The sequence below is a fragment of the Streptococcus sp. 1643 genome (assembly GCF_006228325.1).
GTDB lineage: Bacteria > Bacillota > Bacilli > Lactobacillales > Streptococcaceae > Streptococcus.
Window position 1 is genome coordinate 252,615 of sequence record NZ_CP040231.1, and the last position, 17,027, is coordinate 269,641.

General features: G+C 35.7%; 19 protein-coding genes and 2 pseudogenes. 5 read left to right on the forward strand and 16 right to left on the reverse strand.

Annotated elements, in window-relative coordinates; translation table 11 throughout:
• Nucleotides 1-186: 186 nt before the first annotated feature.
• The 4 genes from FD735_RS01435 to rpsI all read left to right on the forward strand — a co-directional run bounded on the left by FD735_RS01435 (nt 187) and on the right by rpsI (nt 3,348).
• Nucleotides 187-1,080, forward strand: a complete 894-nt coding sequence (locus tag FD735_RS01435) for an ABC transporter ATP-binding protein (RefSeq protein ID WP_139658313.1) — start codon at nt 187-189, stop codon at nt 1,078-1,080.
• The gene (locus tag FD735_RS01440; protein ID WP_139658314.1) at nt 1,077-2,276 is read left to right on the forward strand and encodes an ABC transporter permease; all 1,200 of its coding nucleotides are present in this window, start codon (nt 1,077-1,079) and stop codon (nt 2,274-2,276) included. Before FD735_RS01435 ends, FD735_RS01440 begins: the two co-directional genes overlap by 4 nt.
• 214 nt (nt 2,277-2,490) lie before the next feature.
• Nucleotides 2,491-2,937, forward strand: coding sequence for a 50S ribosomal protein L13 (gene rplM / locus FD735_RS01445; RefSeq protein ID WP_001044624.1), 447 nt, complete (start codon nt 2,491-2,493; stop codon nt 2,935-2,937).
• A gap of 18 nt (nt 2,938-2,955) precedes the next feature.
• Complete coding sequence (gene rpsI, locus FD735_RS01450; protein ID WP_000075973.1) at nt 2,956-3,348, forward strand: 30S ribosomal protein S9; 393 nt, start codon at nt 2,956-2,958, stop codon at nt 3,346-3,348.
• A gap of 106 nt (nt 3,349-3,454) precedes the next feature.
• Here rpsI and xerC read toward each other — a convergent pair whose 3' ends face one another.
• From xerC to FD735_RS01505, 10 genes and pseudogenes are all read right to left on the reverse strand, one after another.
• A complete protein-coding gene (gene xerC / locus FD735_RS01460; protein WP_061418102.1) occupies nt 3,455-4,672 on the reverse strand; it encodes a tyrosine recombinase XerC in 1,218 nt (405 codons plus the stop codon).
• A gap of 66 nt (nt 4,673-4,738) precedes the next feature.
• Nucleotides 4,739-5,002: a helix-turn-helix domain-containing protein gene (locus FD735_RS01465; RefSeq protein ID WP_061418099.1), complete on the reverse strand. Its 264-nt coding sequence runs from the start codon at nt 5,000-5,002 to the stop codon at nt 4,739-4,741.
• A gap of 13 nt (nt 5,003-5,015) precedes the next feature.
• Nucleotides 5,016-5,669 carry a replication protein gene (locus tag FD735_RS01470; protein WP_061418095.1) on the reverse strand — a complete coding sequence of 218 codons (654 nt, stop codon included), beginning with the start codon at nt 5,667-5,669 and terminating at the stop codon, nt 5,016-5,018.
• Nucleotides 5,670-5,880: 211 nt separating this feature from the next.
• Nucleotides 5,881-6,486, reverse strand: coding sequence for a hypothetical protein (locus tag FD735_RS01475; RefSeq protein WP_000208709.1), 606 nt, complete (start codon nt 6,484-6,486; stop codon nt 5,881-5,883).
• Entirely contained in the window at nt 6,483-7,583 is a 1,101-nt protein-coding gene (locus FD735_RS01480; RefSeq protein ID WP_045610914.1) for a type IV secretion system DNA-binding domain-containing protein, read from the reverse strand. The genes FD735_RS01475 and FD735_RS01480 overlap by 4 nt, the downstream gene beginning before the upstream one ends.
• Nucleotides 7,583-7,903, reverse strand: coding sequence for a hypothetical protein (locus FD735_RS01485; protein WP_000874693.1), 321 nt, complete (start codon nt 7,901-7,903; stop codon nt 7,583-7,585). Before FD735_RS01485 ends, FD735_RS01480 begins: the two co-directional genes overlap by 1 nt.
• Nucleotides 7,904-8,102: 199 nt before the next feature.
• Nucleotides 8,103-8,551 (reverse strand): annotated as a pseudogene (locus FD735_RS01490) (RNA polymerase sigma factor).
• Nucleotides 8,552-8,869: 318 nt separating this feature from the next.
• Nucleotides 8,870-10,285: a helix-turn-helix domain-containing protein gene (locus FD735_RS01495; protein WP_061428479.1), complete on the reverse strand. Its 1,416-nt coding sequence runs from the start codon at nt 10,283-10,285 to the stop codon at nt 8,870-8,872.
• A 50-nt stretch (nt 10,286-10,335) separates the two neighbouring features.
• Nucleotides 10,336-10,674 carry a Cd(II)/Zn(II)-sensing metalloregulatory transcriptional regulator CadX gene (cadX, locus tag FD735_RS01500; RefSeq protein WP_000711078.1) on the reverse strand — a complete coding sequence of 113 codons (339 nt, stop codon included), beginning with the start codon at nt 10,672-10,674 and terminating at the stop codon, nt 10,336-10,338.
• 11 nt (nt 10,675-10,685) lie between these two features.
• On the reverse strand, nt 10,686-11,300 hold the full coding sequence (locus tag FD735_RS01505; RefSeq protein ID WP_000615750.1) for a CadD family cadmium resistance transporter: 615 nt from the start codon (nt 11,298-11,300) through the stop codon (nt 10,686-10,688).
• Nucleotides 11,301-11,328: 28 nt separating this feature from the next.
• On the opposite strand from FD735_RS01505, the gene FD735_RS09870 reads away from it, so the two are divergent.
• Nucleotides 11,329-11,514 (forward strand): FanG protein, encoded by a 186-nt coding sequence (locus FD735_RS09870; protein ID WP_082242376.1) that lies wholly within the window; start codon nt 11,329-11,331, stop codon nt 11,512-11,514.
• 191 nt (nt 11,515-11,705) lie between these two features.
• Here the strand turns inward: FD735_RS09870 and FD735_RS01515 are convergent, their stop codons facing one another.
• From FD735_RS01515 to FD735_RS01540, 6 genes and pseudogenes are all read right to left on the reverse strand, one after another.
• Nucleotides 11,706-12,971, reverse strand: coding sequence for a site-specific integrase (locus FD735_RS01515; protein WP_139658318.1), 1,266 nt, complete (start codon nt 12,969-12,971; stop codon nt 11,706-11,708).
• 89 nt (nt 12,972-13,060) lie between these two features.
• Nucleotides 13,061-13,321, reverse strand: coding sequence for a MerR family transcriptional regulator (locus FD735_RS01520; RefSeq protein WP_139658319.1), 261 nt, complete (start codon nt 13,319-13,321; stop codon nt 13,061-13,063).
• A gap of 221 nt (nt 13,322-13,542) precedes the next feature.
• A pseudogene (locus FD735_RS01525) lies at nt 13,543-14,106 on the reverse strand (replication protein); the annotation flags it as partial.
• Between the two features lie 879 nt (nt 14,107-14,985).
• Entirely contained in the window at nt 14,986-16,062 is a 1,077-nt protein-coding gene (locus FD735_RS01530; protein WP_139658321.1) for a cell division protein FtsK, read from the reverse strand.
• Nucleotides 16,062-16,376: a hypothetical protein gene (locus tag FD735_RS01535; protein ID WP_139658322.1), complete on the reverse strand. Its 315-nt coding sequence runs from the start codon at nt 16,374-16,376 to the stop codon at nt 16,062-16,064. The genes FD735_RS01530 and FD735_RS01535 overlap by 1 nt, the downstream gene beginning before the upstream one ends.
• Before the next feature lie 81 nt (nt 16,377-16,457).
• On the reverse strand, nt 16,458-16,994 hold the full coding sequence (locus tag FD735_RS01540; protein ID WP_139658323.1) for a hypothetical protein: 537 nt from the start codon (nt 16,992-16,994) through the stop codon (nt 16,458-16,460).
• Nucleotides 16,995-17,027: the final 33 nt, after the last annotated feature.

Below are 17,027 nucleotides of genomic sequence, written 5' to 3' on the forward strand. Positions count from 1 at the left end.
GATAGTTGAGGAGGAAGCCATCTCAGAAAGTCTTTAATGAGTTATACTAAAGATATCACTGAAGCACTTAAAATTTATTAAAGATAGGACACTTTTGCAACTCATAATCCGATAAAATGGACATAAATCGTTGTAAAGGCTATCAAAAAGGAGTATAATAAGTGCAACATATCTCGGAGGTGGAAAATGTTAGAAGTAAGAAATCTAGAGAAAAGTTTCGGTTCCAAGCAAGTCCTGTTTGGTGTCGATTTTCAGGCAAGTCCAGGAAGGATTCTGGGCTTGGTCGGGAAAAATGGTGCTGGGAAAACAACGATTTTCCACAGTATGTTGAAATTTTTAGAGTATCAAGGAGAGATCAGTCTGGATGGGCAGGAAATTCGTCAGGAAACCTATGCTCGGATTGGCTATCTGCCTGAGGAACGCAGTCTTATGCTCAAGCTGACAGTCCTTGAACAAGTTCGCTACTTGGCGACTCTAAAAGGCATGGATGCCAAGGAGGTCAAGGAGAAACTCCCGCAATGGATGGAAAAACTCGAAGTGAAGGGCAAATTGACCGACAAAATCAAGAGCCTCTCCAAAGGGAATCAGCAGAAAATTCAGCTGATTATCACCCTGATCCATGAGCCAGACTTGATTATCCTGGATGAGCCTTTTAGTGGTTTGGATCCAGTCAATACCGAGTTGCTCAAACAGGTCATCTTGAAAGAGAAAGAGCGCGGTGCAATCATTATCTTTTCTGACCATGTCATGACCAATGTTGAGGAACTTTGCGATGATATCCTGATGATTCGTGATGGGCGTGTGGTCTTGCATGGACCAGTTCAGGATGTTCGCAATCAATACGGGAAAACACGTCTTTTTGTTTCAAGTGAACGAAGCAAGGAAGAACTGGAAAAACTTCCTCATGTCAAACAGGTGAGCTTAACCAAGCAAGGTAGTTGGAAATTGATTCTAGATGATGAGAGCGCTGGAAGAGAACTCTTCCCAATCCTCACTCAAGGTCAATACATCGCGACCTTTGACCAGCAAGCTCCAACAATCGATGAAATCTTTAAACTAGAATCAGGGGTGGAAGTATGAGAAATATGTGGGTAGTTATTAAAGAAACTTATCTGCGACATGTCAAGTCCTGGAGTTTCTTCTTTATGGTCATTTCACCATTCTTTTTTATCGCTCTAACTGGAGGAATTAGCTATCTTCAAGGATCTTCTATGGCTAAAAATAGCAAGGTAGCTGTGGTAACAACTGTACCATCTGTAGCAGAAGGGCTCAAGGATACCAATGGTATTAACTTTGACTATCAGGATGAAGCCAGTGCCCAAGCTGCCATCAAGGATGAAAAAATCAAGGGTTATCTAACCATTGATCAAGAGGATAGTGTCATCAAAGCCGTTTACCATGGTGAAACTTCTCTTGAAACAGGCATCAAGCTAGCAGTAAGCAATAAGCTCAATGAGCTTCAATACCAACTCAATCGCTCGGCGGCTAATTTGTCCCAAGAACAGGAAAAACGCCTGGCTCAAACTGTTGACTTTACCGAGAAGATTGATGAATCCAAGGAAAATAAAAAGATGGTCCAAACCATTGCGGCTGCGGGGCTTGGTTTCTTCCTTTATATGATCTTGATTACTTATGCTAGTGTCACTGCTCAGGAAGTGGCTAGCGAGAAAGGAACCAAAATCATGGAAGTGGTCTTTTCTAGTATCCGAGCTAGTCATTATTTTTACGCTCGCATGATTGCCTTGCTTCTTGTGATTTTGACTCATATTGGCATTTACGTAGTGGGTGGACTTGCTGCGCTACTTCTCTTCAAAGACTTACCATTCTTGGCAAATTCAGGTATTCTAAAACATCTGGGAGAAGCCTTCACAGTCAATACCTTATTATTTATCTTAGTGAGCCTCTTTATGTACGTAGTTTTGGCAGCCTTCCTTGGTTCCATGGTTTCTCGTCCTGAAGATGCCGGTAAGGCCTTGTCGCCATTGATGATCTTGATTATAGCAGGCTTTATGGGGGTAACAGCCTTGGGCGCTGCAGGAGACAATTTGGTTTTGAAAATTGGGTCTTACATTCCTTTTATTTCGACCTTCTTTATGCCATTTAGAGCCATCAATGGTTATGCAAGTGATTTAGAAGCTTGGATTTCACTAGCGATTACAGTCGCTTTTGCAGTCACTGCAACAGCCTTTATCGGACGCATGTATGCCAGCCTAGTCCTTCAGACAGATGACTTAGGTCTATGGAAAAGCTTTAAACGTGCCTTGGCTTACAAATAGTAGTAGAAACCTCGTTTTCACGAGGTTTTTGTGATATTTTAAAGGTCAAATAGGGAAAATTATTTTTCATATCTATTGACTTTTAGTAGTAAAATTTGGTATGATAGTAGACGGTATTGTTTACCCCATTTGTAAGGCCCCGGAACCTTTCAAATACCCCGCGGACCGGAACATCCGCCCAGTAAACAAAAACGATATTCATATAGGAGAAATCATGAACAAAACTACATTCATGGCTAAACCAGGCCAAGTAGAACGCAAATGGTACGTTGTTGACGCAACTGATGTACCTCTTGGACGCCTTTCAGCAGTTGTTGCTAGCGTACTTCGCGGAAAAAACAAACCAACATTCACACCACACACTGATACAGGTGACTTCGTAATCGTTATCAATGCTGAAAAAGTTAAATTGACTGGTAAAAAAGCAACTGATAAGATCTACTACACTCACTCAAACCACCCAGGTGGATTGAAACAAATCTCTGCTGGTGAACTTCGTTCTAAAAATGCAGTACGTTTGATCGAAAAATCAGTTAAAGGTATGCTTCCACACAATACTCTTGGCCGTGCTCAAGGTATGAAATTGAAAGTATTCGTTGGAGCTGAGCACACTCACGCTGCACAACAACCAGAAGTTCTTGATATTTCAGGACTTATCTAAGGAAAGGAACAATAAAGTATGTCACAAGCACAATATGCAGGTACTGGACGTCGTAAAAACGCTGTTGCACGCGTTCGCCTTGTTCCAGGAACTGGTAAAATCACTGTTAACAAAAAAGATGTTGAAGAGTACATCCCACACGCTGACCTTCGTCTCGTTATCAACCAACCATTCGCAGTTACTTCAACTGTAGGTTCATACGACGTTTTCGTTAACGTTGTAGGTGGTGGATACGCTGGTCAATCAGGAGCTATCCGTCATGGTATCGCTCGTGCCCTTCTTCAAGTAGACCCAGACTTCCGCGATTCATTGAAACGCGCAGGACTTCTTACACGTGACTCACGTAAAGTTGAACGTAAGAAACCAGGTCTTAAGAAAGCTCGTAAAGCATCACAATTCTCAAAACGTTAATCAATACGATTATATCAACGTTTCAAAGCACTCAAGAGTTTACCTCATGGGTGCTTTTTTTGTGTTTTTTGAAAAAGTTCACCTCAAAGTTTACCTTATTTTAACCTTATTGTTTTAGAGACTTTAAGGCAAATTCACCGACTGCCATAGGGACTACGTTAGAAGTATTGACATAAATCTGTGTTGTACCTGTGTCGCTATGTGTTAGAGCTTCGGAAATGGCTTCTAAGCTCATTCCAGCCTGTTTAGCGAGCGTTGCTCCCGTATGACGTAGTTTATGTGGTGTAGCGTGTGTAAGCTCTGGGTGTCGCTTTCTGATAGTTTGCATCTTATTATTAAGATAGTCAGAATGTAGGGGTTTATTGATATTCCCTCTGGTATCTATATAAGTGAAGATGAATTGTTCTGGATTACTGATGATACCAAACTTTGCTAGTTCATATTTTTGTTGTTTTTTCCATAAGGTTAGGAGTTGAAGCAAGTCGCTAGAAATAGAAAAGATAGTTTTTTTATTTCCTTTGGTAGATTTTACTTGTCCGTATCTATCTAAAGCCTGAATTAACTGAATCTGAGATTTTGAAAAGTCGATATGTTTCCACTGGAGAGCATATGTTTCTGATTTTCTATCTCCAAGGAAAAAAGTGAGATAGAAAAGGACGTAATCTTTGAGTGATATTCTATCATTCTCTAAATCCTCTTTAAAGGCTGAGAACCATTCTTGGAGTTGCTCATGAGTTAAATATAAATCTTCATCACGTTTTGATTCTGCAAGTTGAATTTTTTTAACAGCCTTAATTCGTCTTAAAGTTTTTGCAACTCTATTTGCTTCAATATATTCAAGTTCTTCTGCCCAATCAAAAATAGAAATAACGTAACTTCGTAAAGTTTTGAAGTTGGCATATTCGTTGGCTTTTGCCGTCATCAAATTTAGAATAACCTGTTTATTTTGGTTTAAAAATTGAATCGTATAGTTGCCAAGAAGTGGTAGTATATGCTTTTCAAAACATGTTTTGGTATTAGCAATTGTTGACCTGCTTGGTGGCTTAGAAGTTGATGTAGTTTGTCCTGCTTTATAGGATTCCCACCAAATATTATTATAGAAGTCTGAGAAAAGAATATCTTCTTTTCCTAGTCCTGAAAACGCATTGTCTTCAATTTGGTTTAACTTCGTGAGTAAGTCTATCTCTGCTTGTCGTGCCTCCTTTCTTGTTTTGAATCGTTTATCGTAGTAGTTGTTGCTGACGATTCCAAGTGGCATTCGAGCTTCTATTGGAATGTAGATTTTTAAACGATAAGTACCATTTTTTGTTTTAGTGATAGTCATGATATTATCCTTGTGTATCGAACCAGAAAATATCATGACTATTATAAAACAAAAATCTTGATATTTCTAGTTATGTGAGTTTAGCCATTGGTCGATAGCGTCTTTATGGAATCGAATCGTTTTACCGATTTTGATTTTGGGTAGGCCTTTTACAATCCAAGAATCCAGTGTATTGTTTGATATACCTAAATAGTTACAAGCTTGTTGCTTGTTCAAATAGGGGCTATCGATACCGCTCTTGTCTAATTGCTCTCTGATTTCTTTATTTATAAGATTAGAGAGTAAAAGTTGAATTTGATGAATTTGCTCATCTGGTAAGATTACTTGCATAGCTTTTCCTCCATTATACTTCTATTGAAGTAGTGCTTGATATGACGTCACTAGTTTCATTCGGGGTATTCGTCAAAGAATTTTCTGATGAAGTTATTTTGCTTTTGTCTGTGCTATACCTTCGTGAATCTAAATACTTAGCAAAAAAGTAAGTTTTATCTACGATAAGCCTTAATAAGATCGGATTTTCTTCTCTCGCATATCTAACCAGATGATTAAACTCTGTGAAATTCTTCTTGTCTATCACATCAATGATGGCTGATAGAAAATCATCGTTGTTATTGTTTATGAGGAATTTGTCTAATTCAAATCCGCATCCTATTTCTATATCATCAATTTTGTATTGAGTCTTTTCAGGATTCTCCGCATGAACAAAGTAGTCATACATCCCCTTGGGAGACATAATGGGCTCTACATGAGCAGGCCCCTTTAATTTATCCTTGATGAGTTCAGATACTTGATTATAGCTTTTAAGCGAATCAAAGAAAAAGGCTCCATGCTTATGAGCTTTCTTAAGTTCCCCTGTTTTTCGATTGATATCTCTATCATGCCAAGGTGATAAGATAAAGGGGATATGAAAACCTTCAAGGATTTCCAAATAGTTTTCTGGGGCGCTCTCTCTGTAGAAAAGAAAAGCCCATTTATTAGAACGTTGTTCTTTTGCCATATTCAATATGTCTCGCTTTCAAATTGTATTTCTATCTATAAGGAGATTTAGAGGGGTGTCTTCGGAAGGTGGGACACGCTTTATTTGATATTTTTGTGATTATTGATTATTGGACTAACGGGGTCGTAGTAACCCCAATAGGTCATGATAGAAAAGAATATAAAAAGGGACTGTCTGGCTTTTGCTTAACGCAAGCCACAGCCCCAAGGGATTAACGTTTTTGTCCAGTGAACCACAATTGGTTACGAACTCGAATAGGAGAGGAGAAATAATAGTCTGCGTGTTGGCTGACGATTTCTTCTTTTAATTGTGCTTCCATCTCTTTTAGGATTTTTTGCCCTTGTTGGTCTCTAGGGACTTTTAGAAAAATAGTGATGGTATCTTTTCGTATATCTACAATACACTTGCGAACAGCTCGGTTAAATCCTTTATGGATTGGATTGATGGTGGTAACGGTCTGGTGTTCAAGGTTGCTTATCTTCTGTACTCGTTCACGCTGAAACAGGAAGTGTCGCAACAGGAAAGTGTGATAGACAGATTGGATATAGTTCCGAAGACTATCTGTTTTCAACCGTTGTATTATCTCTAATCCAGTCAATAGTAAGGCAAGTAGTAGTGAAATAAGAGCGGATTTGTGACTTACAGAACTAATGGTATCAGTAATGTTTTTAACTGAATCTAGGTTGACAAATGAGATGTTGGCTAATTGGACGGAAAGAAAATTGAATAGCCAGCCGAAGACAGAGCAGATAGGAGTAGAGAGAACCAAATATAGTATAAGATTGAAACTTCTTATAAAGTAGTTTTTTGTGGTCATAGGATACCTCGCTTAGTGTAGTAGGTTGGACAGAGTAGGGGCAGAACTTGGTAGGGGTGTTCATTGTCGATAACTTGGATGATACCTGTACCATGTCCTGTTGGAATGACAATCCCCTCTGGATCGAGGTCAGGAAATAAAAATTGAGTAGTTTTCTGATTGATATTTCCAATTTGTAACAATACGTTTAGCTGTTCCCTTACTGAAATTGGGATAGTATTGTGGTCAAAACGCTGACTTACTAAAAATAGATGGATTTTGGTAGCACGTCCTAACAAGGCAATCTGTGAGAGTAAGGAGAAAAATGCTTCTTTGATATTCTTATTGACTCCCTCTGATAGAGCTAGGACTTCATCAATAACAATAGTTAGATGGGTAAATTGATGGTTGGGATTATCATACAAGATAGCTTGTCGTTTTTGAATGAGATTTGCACATTGACTTAATTGTTCGTTGACCTGTGATACAAAATCAGATTTTGAACGGTTTTCGACAGGGTGGATAACGGAAATATGATTTTCTCTTGCCCAACGACTTGGGGTATCAAATTTCGGGTCAATGATAATCAAGTCAGACATATGCTTCAGTACACTCAAGAAGTAAGTGAGAGCATACGATTTCCCAGAACCTGAATTTCCAGCAATAGCCCAGTGATTGACCTTGTCTAAATTGAGTTCAAAGTGCTTCATGATAGGGATTTTCCCATGTGGCAATCTGGCTGAAAACTTATCCAAATCAGGAATCGCTAAACGTTCTGAAATCCCTCTTTTCCAAGGGAAGAATAAACCACGTTGAATGTGTAAGTCATCTGTGTCTAGAGGGACAAAATAGGTAGCATTTTGTTTTAGAAGCGTATATTGTGGGTAAAGTGAAGCATTGGCAATCAGAAAGATTTTCTTGTATAAGTCGTCATCGAGGATATAAGCGCACGGTAGGCGAGGGACAAAGACAAAGCCGTCTTCTTGAATAATGACGTTAAAAGAATTAGTATAGCTGGTTTCCCCCTGCATTAAAGCCCCTAGAGCCATGTTTAGGCTCTGGAGCAGGTAAGATTGCAGGAAAGATTGGTTCAGCACATCACGAGATTGTGAGGTCATTACCGAACCTCCTTGATACCATTTGCTTTGAAGTAAACGTTATATTTTACTTCGCAGGCTTGTAGGGTGTCAAATTGAATCATGGATTGAAACGCTGGAAGCTCAATCGTATCTTCGAATTTTACTTGGAAAGGGTCTTGCCCTTCCTGTACAAACCATGCTTTATAGGCTACGATTTCTCCTGTTGGTTTTCCTTCTTCAAACCGTTGTTGTGGTTCAAGTTCGGTACTAAGTGAGTAAATCGGTTGTTTTTGACTGATAATTTTATCAGCCAATGTAGTTGTATAACCACCTTTTGTTGTTTTCATTTTAAACGCCATAGGGTTGTTCCTCCTTTATTATTGAGAAATAATACGAATGAGACTTGCTCGGTTTTGGTCGTGAGCTGGACGTAGTTGCTCTAGTTATGTATCACCTCCTTATTACTAAGGAGAATGAGACAACCAAACGCAAAGTTATTTGTTAAATTTTTAATTTTTTTATAAAAAATCCAGTGACAGAGACACTGGATTTGAGGTATTAGCGATAACTTTTTAATAAAGGAGCTAATTTTTTAGTGCTTTACAATAATGAGATTTGACAGTTACATCACTCATTTTCTTGTAATGTTCAGTGATATAGCGAGCCGTTTCTTTATAGCTTGAACCTTGTTCCGCTATCATTTCAACAATCTTACTGTCAATTTCTGATAGGGATGCTTTAGCTTCACGAATAGCTTGTCTTAACTCCGCTAGGATTAAAGCTTCTTCGGGATTCAAATCAGAACTTGCAACTACTTCATAGCGTTCACGTCGTTTACCGTCATTACGAGATATGCTTTCTTCCATACTTCGTTTATGGTGGTATCGGTCACGCCGTTCTGCATTACTTTGTTCTTGTTGAAGCAAACGAGTTACTTCATTCCAATTTTTAGCTTTAATAGCTTCTTTGATTTTACGCTCACGGCGTTCTTGTACTTTATTGCTCATAATGATGAGCTCCTTTCCGTCCTTGGACAGAAGGAAACAAAATGAGCAAATATTGAACGCTGAGTATGCTAAAAGGCACAACAAAGAAACAGCGAAACAATTCTATGCAAGACATGACCTTTATCGTCATATCATCATATTTGTTTCAATCTGTCCTTTGATGGCCATCAATTTGGACTATTAAAATTTTTATCAAGAGTTTTTCTTGATATATTCAGTATAAGGCATAATGTTCTTTTATTTTTTACTTCTTTTTTTACTTCAATAAACTAATTTGTAAAACGAAGTGCAAAAAAAACTAGGCGATTCACCTAGTTTTTAAAGAGCAAATTTTCGTATCTCTTCTTCGCTTAATAGTTTAATAAATGCTTGTTGAACTCTATCTAAAGCCGAAGCCATTGCGAGTAATTCCTCGTTTAATTGTTCTTGGAAATAGTATGTTACTTGTGTATTATTCGTCAATAATCCCTCAATATAGCGAGTGACATTTGTATTATCTAAATTGATATCATAGAGTTCAACTAAATCAACAAGGTCGATGTCGTTTATTCCCTGAGAGGCAATTTTTTCAATACGTTTCTTATCCTCTAGTGAAAATCTTGTTGGCTCTAATTGAATAGTGTGCCTTTCTTGAATTGGTCTTGTTGCATAAGGGTTGGAAACCCAACTGATAATTTCATCAAAAGTTCTTTCCTCAGTCCTTTCTATATCATTGGATTGATAAATATTAATGCCTAGATTTGCCAACTCTTCTTTAGAATATTTTTGATATAACTCTGTGATATCCTTACCTTGACTGAGTAATTTCATACAGTCCTCAGATATCTGTTTGAATTTTACTCCATCTATTTGTTGACCACCAGTCATACTAAACGAAGAGGTTGTTCTTCCTTTTTGAGAAATAACTAACGGGACGGATGTAAGGTAAGATTTTGGAATATTCTCTTTATACATTCTTTCTAATATATCATTTACCATAAATCCGATATTAAACAAGGGATTTTCTTTGAGTTTTTTTATTAGATTAGGGATAATTTCTGTCGAAACATTATCATACCACCATTTATTGATGAGAGGATCAATGTTTTCTTGCCTAAATGTTGAGGGTATGTCATTTCCGCCTAATTCAAATAGGATACCACAGACATTAACTTCAAATGATTTAATTAAATTATCCCCTAACATCAACCAAAGAATATCAAACATTTCTTCAAAATCAATGACAGTCAATTCATTGATGGTACGGGTTCTAAAACTTCTAGCGGGGTTATAACTTTTTCCACCAACCCATACGTCAATGTCATCTTTCTTGTGAAAAGTATCCATTTCAGTTTCAGTAGAAATCATAAATCTTTTTCTTTGAATATTGAAATTTGCAAATGTCTTGGCAATACTTAGACAACTTGATTGGATTGAAATTAAATCATCACTCATGAAAGAATATAGTTTTTCATCTACAGCCTCTAAATCTCTATATAAAATAGAACTGAAAAAATAATGAAACAGATTCTCAATAAACTCATCTAACTCTCCAAAAACGATATACGTATAGCTCGAAGCGGTTAGAGCATTTAAATAAACTAACATCGAACTCGTAATTGGTCGCTTACCACTTTCAACTTGACTAACTTGACCTGCATTGCCTAGTTCGCTTTGTGTAATATTGTATTTTTTTCTTAAATTTTTGATACGAGTAGGTATTTCTTGTGAATAATTTTCTTCAAAAAATTTCATATATAATCCCCCTATAATCATGGAAAAGTAGAAAGTAGTAAAAATAGTTGTTATCCTAGTTGATTAAAAAAATCTCTGATTTCCTCATCTTTTATAAAATAATATATAATTTTCCCCTCTCTTCTAGTGTCCAAGATGTTTTGATTGGCTAGTTTACGAAGATGGTGGGAGGCAGATGCCATACTGAGATTTAATAAACAGGCTATATCGCAGACACAGAGTTCTTCGACGGCAAGGAGATAAAAGATGATATTTATCTGTTTATTATCGGTAAATTTTGATAAAATGCGAAGTGATTTTTGGACTTTTTCCTTTTCAAGGTAGTTCGTTGCGGTTGTAACATTTTGTTGATTTATAACATCCACTTGACAGATACTATCTTTTTTCATAATATTTTCTCCTAGCCTAATATAGTCCATAGTATGTCAAAACTGTTATTTTCAATCAGGATATATATCCCCAATCCTAAATAAACAACGGCAATAAACCATCTGCTATATTTTTCCAAAATTTCTCCAACAGAAGAGACTTGTGCCAATTTTTGGGCAGAAAAAACCAAGAGATAAATCATGACTAGAAAGGTAAGTAAAGCTACTATCAAATTTGCTAAATTTAAGGTAGTAAAATATGGAACAAAGACACCAATATTGTCAGCACCACAACTTGCAAAAGTAATCATAGCGACTAGAAATATCAGGTTTTTATTATCTTTGCGCAAACCTTCTTTGGCAATAGCTTCTCCATCAGAATCTCCTAAAAGCAAAACTTTGAGACCTAGGAAAATTGGAATCAAACCGAGTAAACCTAAAATCTCTTTACTAGGAATATAATTTAAGACAAATGCAAAAAGCAAACTTAGCAATATTAGACTAACAGAGCCTAGAAATTGTCCTAAATAGATGTTAATGATGTCTTTTCTGCTTTTTCTTTTGGCAAAAAATAACATTAGGATAATAAGTAAGTCTACGGCTGTCCCAGAATACAGTATTATTGAAGTAACAACATTTTGAATCATAAAACACCTCATTCAAATATATTTTTGAATGTATTTTAACATTAAACTTTGTAGATGTCAACTTAAAATTCACCAAAATATAGATAAGGCGTTAGTGTACCAAATATTAAAAAGCCCTGCCATCGAAATGATAGCAGGGCTTAACTTCAATATCCAGATGATATATTTATCTAAAAAAGGTAGAGTAAAAGGTAGAGTTTTTATTGATTTGTAGTGCGATATAATGAGTTTCAAAAAATCAAAAATCACTTTAAATCAATATTTTGACGTCTATTGACGTGTACTGAAACCCTTACTTCACCTCTGTAAAGGTTGTGAATGTTATTTTAGCACCCTTTAAACGCTGTTATATCAACGTTTTTAGATTGTTCTATAGAAAATGTAGTCATAAATGTAGTCATTTTGCTAAGCCGTCAATTTTGCAATTTCTTTGAGGTAGATTTCAACTGCTTCTGCTTTCTTTTTCGGTGCCAATTCAGCATAAGTATCCATTGTCGTTTTAATCGACTTATGGCCCATTCTTATCTGGAGCTCTTTCCAGTTTGCACCAGCATTCAGCATTAAAGAAGCATGTGTATGGCGGAAAAGGTGAAAACCATAGTTTGGTAGTCCTAACTCGGTCAAACGCTTTTTAAGTGTTGCACGTTCATTCCTGTCACACATATAATTCCCGTAAATTGTAGGGAAAATTAAGTCTACAGTTGGTAAATCGTGACTCACAAAATAATCACTCATCTCAGCATGAAAAGCTTTCAAGTCATCTAAGACTTGTCTCGGGATTGCAACTCTTCTGTTACCAGCATCCGTTTTGGCACTGTTCTTACAAACAATCTCGCCCTTAATCCCAAGTTTCTTATTTCCAGCTTTCCACATTAGCGTCTTATTGACGATAATTTCATTGGAATCAAAATCAAGATCATGGATTGATAAAGCAAGAAGTTCATTGATTCGAAGCGCAGAAGCTAACAGCGTGTCGCAGATAACTTTGAATCGTCGATTTGCTCGAGTATCAGGAAGAGTATCAAGATAGTTCAACCAAGTAGCCAAGTCATCTCCATGCAATACCATGATTCTCTCCTTTACCACCTTCGGTTTTGGAGGGATTTTTACTGTTCGAGCTGGATTATGAGAAAGTTCGAAATTCGTGATTCCATAATCAAAAATATCACTAAGCTTATAGATAACTGCACCGAAATCTTTTGCGTGTCCCTTTTTGGATTTTTTAACACCTGATTCAACAGACTTTTTAGATTGCTGAGCTAATTTATTAACCCAAATCTGAATATCTGCAGATTTTATCTCTTCAGGTCTATATTCTCCAAACTTAGGGATGATATAGGTATCAAGATAGCTTCGAACTCGGTTAATCGTATTCTGAGAAGTCACCCAAGTTACAAAACTGACAAACCAGGCTTCCGCTAACTCTTCGAAGTTATTGATCAACAAAGTCTCTTTTTGAGTTGATCCCTTCGCTTCAAAATCAATCCGAGTTTGAATGATTTTCCTATCAAGACTTTTTAGAGTTTTAGCAGTTATAGATGATGTAACTTTTTTACCAGTTTTAACATCTACACCAATATACACACCACGTTGCGTATAGCTAATAGTCCCGTTACTTTTGGTAGTTTTAATGACTTTTCGATTGTTGTGAATGATAGTTTCTTTCTGCATAGTAGCCTTTCACGTTCGGATATATAAAAGGCTAAAATAACAACCTCACACTATTTATGTGATATTACTATTTTAGCACAATCTTATAATTAGGGAGTTAAATAGTTTAGCACATCCTCCATTTTGTAAAAAACAGTTCTAGTCCCCTCAATCGGTGGTTCTAGACGCTTAAGTCCCGTCTTCTCCCAAGACTTCAATGTGTTTGGAGAAATCTTAAGTATAGAAAGCAGCTCTTTCTGAGTTAGAATACTCACATTCTTTTGAATATCTTGCTGTTTCTGCATCATAGCAAGTAAACAAGTCAAAATCTGTTCAATTCGATTCAATATTAATAATTGATTGGAGGTCATCTATTCATCTCTTCGTCTTTCAAAGAATTCTTTTCTCTTTGAGAATTTTGATTACGCCTATATTCCTCATTCTTCTCTTTCAAACGTTTTTTTTCTCTAATATAATCCTGTTTGAGATAAAGTAATTCGGCTTCTTTCTTCTTCTGTTGTTCTTTATTTTCACGATATTGTTTACGATAGAATGCCTCATCTTCTTTAATCTGCTTAATCATGTAATCTTGTTTATTCTTGTTATAACGGAGTGAATCCAACAATTTAACAAAAAAGAACGGCTTCTGAACAATCAATTTTAAGAGAATAGGCTCGTTTTTACGTGCATAATTTACTAGACTACCAAACTCTGTAAAATTATATTCATTAATGATATCAATAGCAGTTTCTAAATAATTATCTTTACTGTTCTCAATAATAAACTGCTCGAGATCAAATCCACAACCTGCAACAATGTCTTTAGCGTCGTACTGAGTTTTCTCTGGATTTTGAGCATGAGTCAAATAATGAAACATTCCGGTCGGGGACATAACAGCTTCGATATGCTTTGGTGTATTTAATTTTTCAGTCAGAAGCTCAGAAACTTGACTTTCGCTCTTGAGCGAATCAAAGAAAAGCACACCATGTCGATGAGTTTTTTTAAATTCCCCAGTTTCTTCATTGATATCCTTATCATGCCATGGGCTAAGAACGAAAGGAACTCCCATTCTGTCAAGAATTTCTTTATGATTATCAGGAGCGCTATCTTGATAAAGCAAGAAAGTCCACTTATTAGCACGTCTATTTTTAATCATAGATATTACCTCTTTTATTAATAAAATTTTCCCTATTATTTAAATCAATGAATTTTATACATGGGCTACCTCTATTTAACAATACAAAATATTGGTTGGTTCGTTTGCAACTTAACATCGTTTTTTCCTCACTGTATTTTCCAAATAAATATGATAATTTTCGTAAACCGACTTAACTTTTTGATCGTTGATTATTGATCCATTGTCGTAGTGGTTTATACATATTGAATAATCCATGAAAATAGAGTGTTTTTGACATCCACTACGTGTGTCAAAAACTCTATTTTCACTATCTTTTCGAACCTTTGTAAAACAATTTATTCCCGATTCTAATCGGAGATGAAAAATAAAATTTGGGATTGCAATTCGAGATTTCTTCTTTTATATGTGATCCCATATTCCTAAAAATTTGCTGTGATTGCTGAGAAGTAGGATACTTTAGAACAACTACTACACTTTCATTTCTTACATCAACAATACTACCAGCAACAGATTTGTTAAAATCCTGTATAATTGAATTTTTTTGAAAACTATTTATACTAGTTGAGATAGTCTCATGTTGTATTAAAAAATAACGTAGTCTGATAGTTTGTTTCACTGATTCAAAATAGTTGGATATTTTGTCTGTTTTATATCTATCCGTCAGCTCAATTGTTAATAAAATTGAAAGAAGTAAAAACAGCATAATAACAATTAATAAAAATATCATAGAAAGCAAATACAATTTATTTTGTATTACGACAATTTTTCTTGAAAAAACTTCATTATTAAATAAAAGGATTAAAAGACGAAAAGTTATACTCAAGACAGTATTAAGAATTACAAAAACTAATAGATATCTGGATAGATTAAATGTCTTCTGAAAAAATGTCTTCTCCATTACAAAATTCCTTTCTTTGTATAGTAGGTCGGACATAACAACGGTAATACTTGATAAGGGTGCTCACTGTCAATGATTTGAATTAAGCCTGTACCTTTGCCAATAGGAATCACAATCCCTTCTGGATCCAGATCTGGAAATAAAAATTGTGTTGTTTTTTGGTTGATATTCCCAATTTGAATGAGTACATTCATTTGTTCTCGAACAGAGACCGGGATTGTGTTATGGTCAAAACGTTGACTAACTAATAAAAGATGCACTCTGGTCGCACGTCCAAGAAGTGCAACTTGGGATAAGAGGGAAAAGAAAGATTCTTTTATCGTTTTATTGACACCTTCCGATAACGCTAGAACTTCATCTATGACAATAGTTAAATGTTTAAACTCTTGATCTGGATTATCATAGAGAATTTCTTGACGTTCTTGGATAAGATTCAAACATGAACTAAGATTTTCATTTATCTCTGATACAAAATCTGATTTAGATCGATTTCTTTGAGGATGGAGAACAGGAAATCCATTTTCCCGGGCCCAACGACTAGGTGTATCAAACTTAGGATCCACAATGATTAAATCGGAAAAATTTTTCAGTAAACTTAGAAAATAAGTCAAAGCATAAGATTTTCCAGAACCACTATTTCCTGCGATAGCTATAGAAGTTACTTTATTAAAATCCAGAGTTAGATTTTTCATTATTGGTACTGTGTTAATTTCTTGCTTCAAAACAAACTGATCTAAATCTGAAATTACAAGTCTTTCTGAAATTCCTACTTTCCAAGGGAAAAATAATCCTCTTTGAACGTGGATATCATCGGTTTCAAGAGCAACAAAGTAAGCAGAATTTTGTTTAAGTACTGTATATCGTGGATAAAGAGCAGCGTTAGCAATCAGAAAAATCTTCTGGTAGAGTTCATCATCAATGATGTACCCAGCTGGCAATCGTGGGATAAATAGAAACCCATCTTGCAAAATCCGCGTTGAGAAGCTGCTCGTGTAACTACTTTCTCCCTGCATAATACTGCCAAGCCCCATATTTAGGGCTTGGAGCAAGTATTGAGCAAGCTCTTTATCAGTCATTATTTAACCTCTTTGATTCCATTCGCACGAAAATAGACATTGTAGCCAACTTCGCAAGCCTCTAGATTATCAAAATCAACCATCGCTAAATATGGTGGAAGAGCAACTTCCGTTTCGAATTTGACTTGGAATGGCGGCAACCCTTTCTGAGAGAACCAGGCCTTGTGTCCGATAATCTCACCAGTTGGCTGACTATCTTCAAACTTGATTTGCGGTTCAAATTCAGTACTTAGACAATGAATTGGTTGCTTCTGATCAACATATTGTTTAGCTGTGTTGGCTGAATAGCCATTTTTACGATTATTTGTACGCATAAACGTACCTCCTTTTCTTAGATGACTACAGTTTATCAAACTTACTAATTCAAAACCGGCAAAATTTTTGCCGGTTTTGAATTATAATTCTGATAGCAGAAAAGCTAACTCAACTAACCAGTCGCTAATTTTCTCTGAAATTTCTAAAGACGATTCTTCATTTGGAAACTCTGGGAAAAAATTTAATAAACTTTCGATAAATTTGTCAATAATATGTTTTTCAAAATTTTCAAATTTAATATCATTACACCCATATCTTCTATTTAAAAAATTAAATAGTTGTCGTCTGAGCGATGATTTTTTAAAATGTGAATCTGTTTTTAAAACTTCCAAGATTTCTGAAATAAGGCTCAAACAAAATTGCTCATTTGGAAAAAATAGATCTTTTGGTGTCTTAATTCCAAGACTCTCCTGAAATCCTGTCTGTGAATCTACTGTCATGTTTCGACTCCCTTTCAAAATCCCTCTAACTGTTCTATTATCTATACATTTTATATCTTCTTTAGAATATGCAAAAGAAATATCGTATTGACTTAGACCTTTCTTTTTCATTTCCTCTTTTAAATACTTTCCTAATATTTTTGAATATATTGGAAAAATGATTTCTTTATTTAGCATTTTACTACTCTCCTTTTTGGACAAAAAAAAAGA

Coding starts and splice junctions, on each gene's coding strand:
- FD735_RS01520 (WP_139658319.1), bottom strand. CDS start 13,321: ATGACCTCCAATCAATTATTAATATTGAATCGAATTGAACAGATTTTG.
- FD735_RS01465 (WP_061418099.1), bottom strand. CDS start 5,002: ATGCAAGTAATCTTACCAGATGAGCAAATTCATCAAATTCAACTTTTA.
- rpsI (WP_000075973.1), top strand. CDS start 2,956: ATGTCACAAGCACAATATGCAGGTACTGGACGTCGTAAAAACGCTGTT.
- rplM (WP_001044624.1), top strand. CDS start 2,491: ATGAACAAAACTACATTCATGGCTAAACCAGGCCAAGTAGAACGCAAA.
- FD735_RS01530 (WP_139658321.1), bottom strand. CDS start 16,062: ATGACTGATAAAGAGCTTGCTCAATACTTGCTCCAAGCCCTAAATATG.
- xerC (WP_061418102.1), bottom strand. CDS start 4,672: ATGACTATCACTAAAACAAAAAATGGTACTTATCGTTTAAAAATCTAC.
- FD735_RS09870 (WP_082242376.1), top strand. CDS start 11,329: ATGTATTTTAACATTAAACTTTGTAGATGTCAACTTAAAATTCACCAA.
- FD735_RS01440 (WP_139658314.1), top strand. CDS start 1,077: ATGAGAAATATGTGGGTAGTTATTAAAGAAACTTATCTGCGACATGTC.
- FD735_RS01475 (WP_000208709.1), bottom strand. CDS start 6,486: ATGACCACAAAAAACTACTTTATAAGAAGTTTCAATCTTATACTATAT.
- FD735_RS01470 (WP_061418095.1), bottom strand. CDS start 5,669: ATGGCAAAAGAACAACGTTCTAATAAATGGGCTTTTCTTTTCTACAGA.
- FD735_RS01540 (WP_139658323.1), bottom strand. CDS start 16,994: ATGCTAAATAAAGAAATCATTTTTCCAATATATTCAAAAATATTAGGA.
- FD735_RS01495 (WP_061428479.1), bottom strand. CDS start 10,285: ATGAAATTTTTTGAAGAAAATTATTCACAAGAAATACCTACTCGTATC.
- FD735_RS01435 (WP_139658313.1), top strand. CDS start 187: ATGTTAGAAGTAAGAAATCTAGAGAAAAGTTTCGGTTCCAAGCAAGTC.
- FD735_RS01505 (WP_000615750.1), bottom strand. CDS start 11,300: ATGATTCAAAATGTTGTTACTTCAATAATACTGTATTCTGGGACAGCC.
- FD735_RS01485 (WP_000874693.1), bottom strand. CDS start 7,903: ATGGCGTTTAAAATGAAAACAACAAAAGGTGGTTATACAACTACATTG.
- FD735_RS01480 (WP_045610914.1), bottom strand. CDS start 7,583: ATGACCTCACAATCTCGTGATGTGCTGAACCAATCTTTCCTGCAATCT.
- FD735_RS01515 (WP_139658318.1), bottom strand. CDS start 12,971: ATGCAGAAAGAAACTATCATTCACAACAATCGAAAAGTCATTAAAACT.
- FD735_RS01535 (WP_139658322.1), bottom strand. CDS start 16,376: ATGCGTACAAATAATCGTAAAAATGGCTATTCAGCCAACACAGCTAAA.
- cadX (WP_000711078.1), bottom strand. CDS start 10,674: ATGAAAAAAGATAGTATCTGTCAAGTGGATGTTATAAATCAACAAAAT.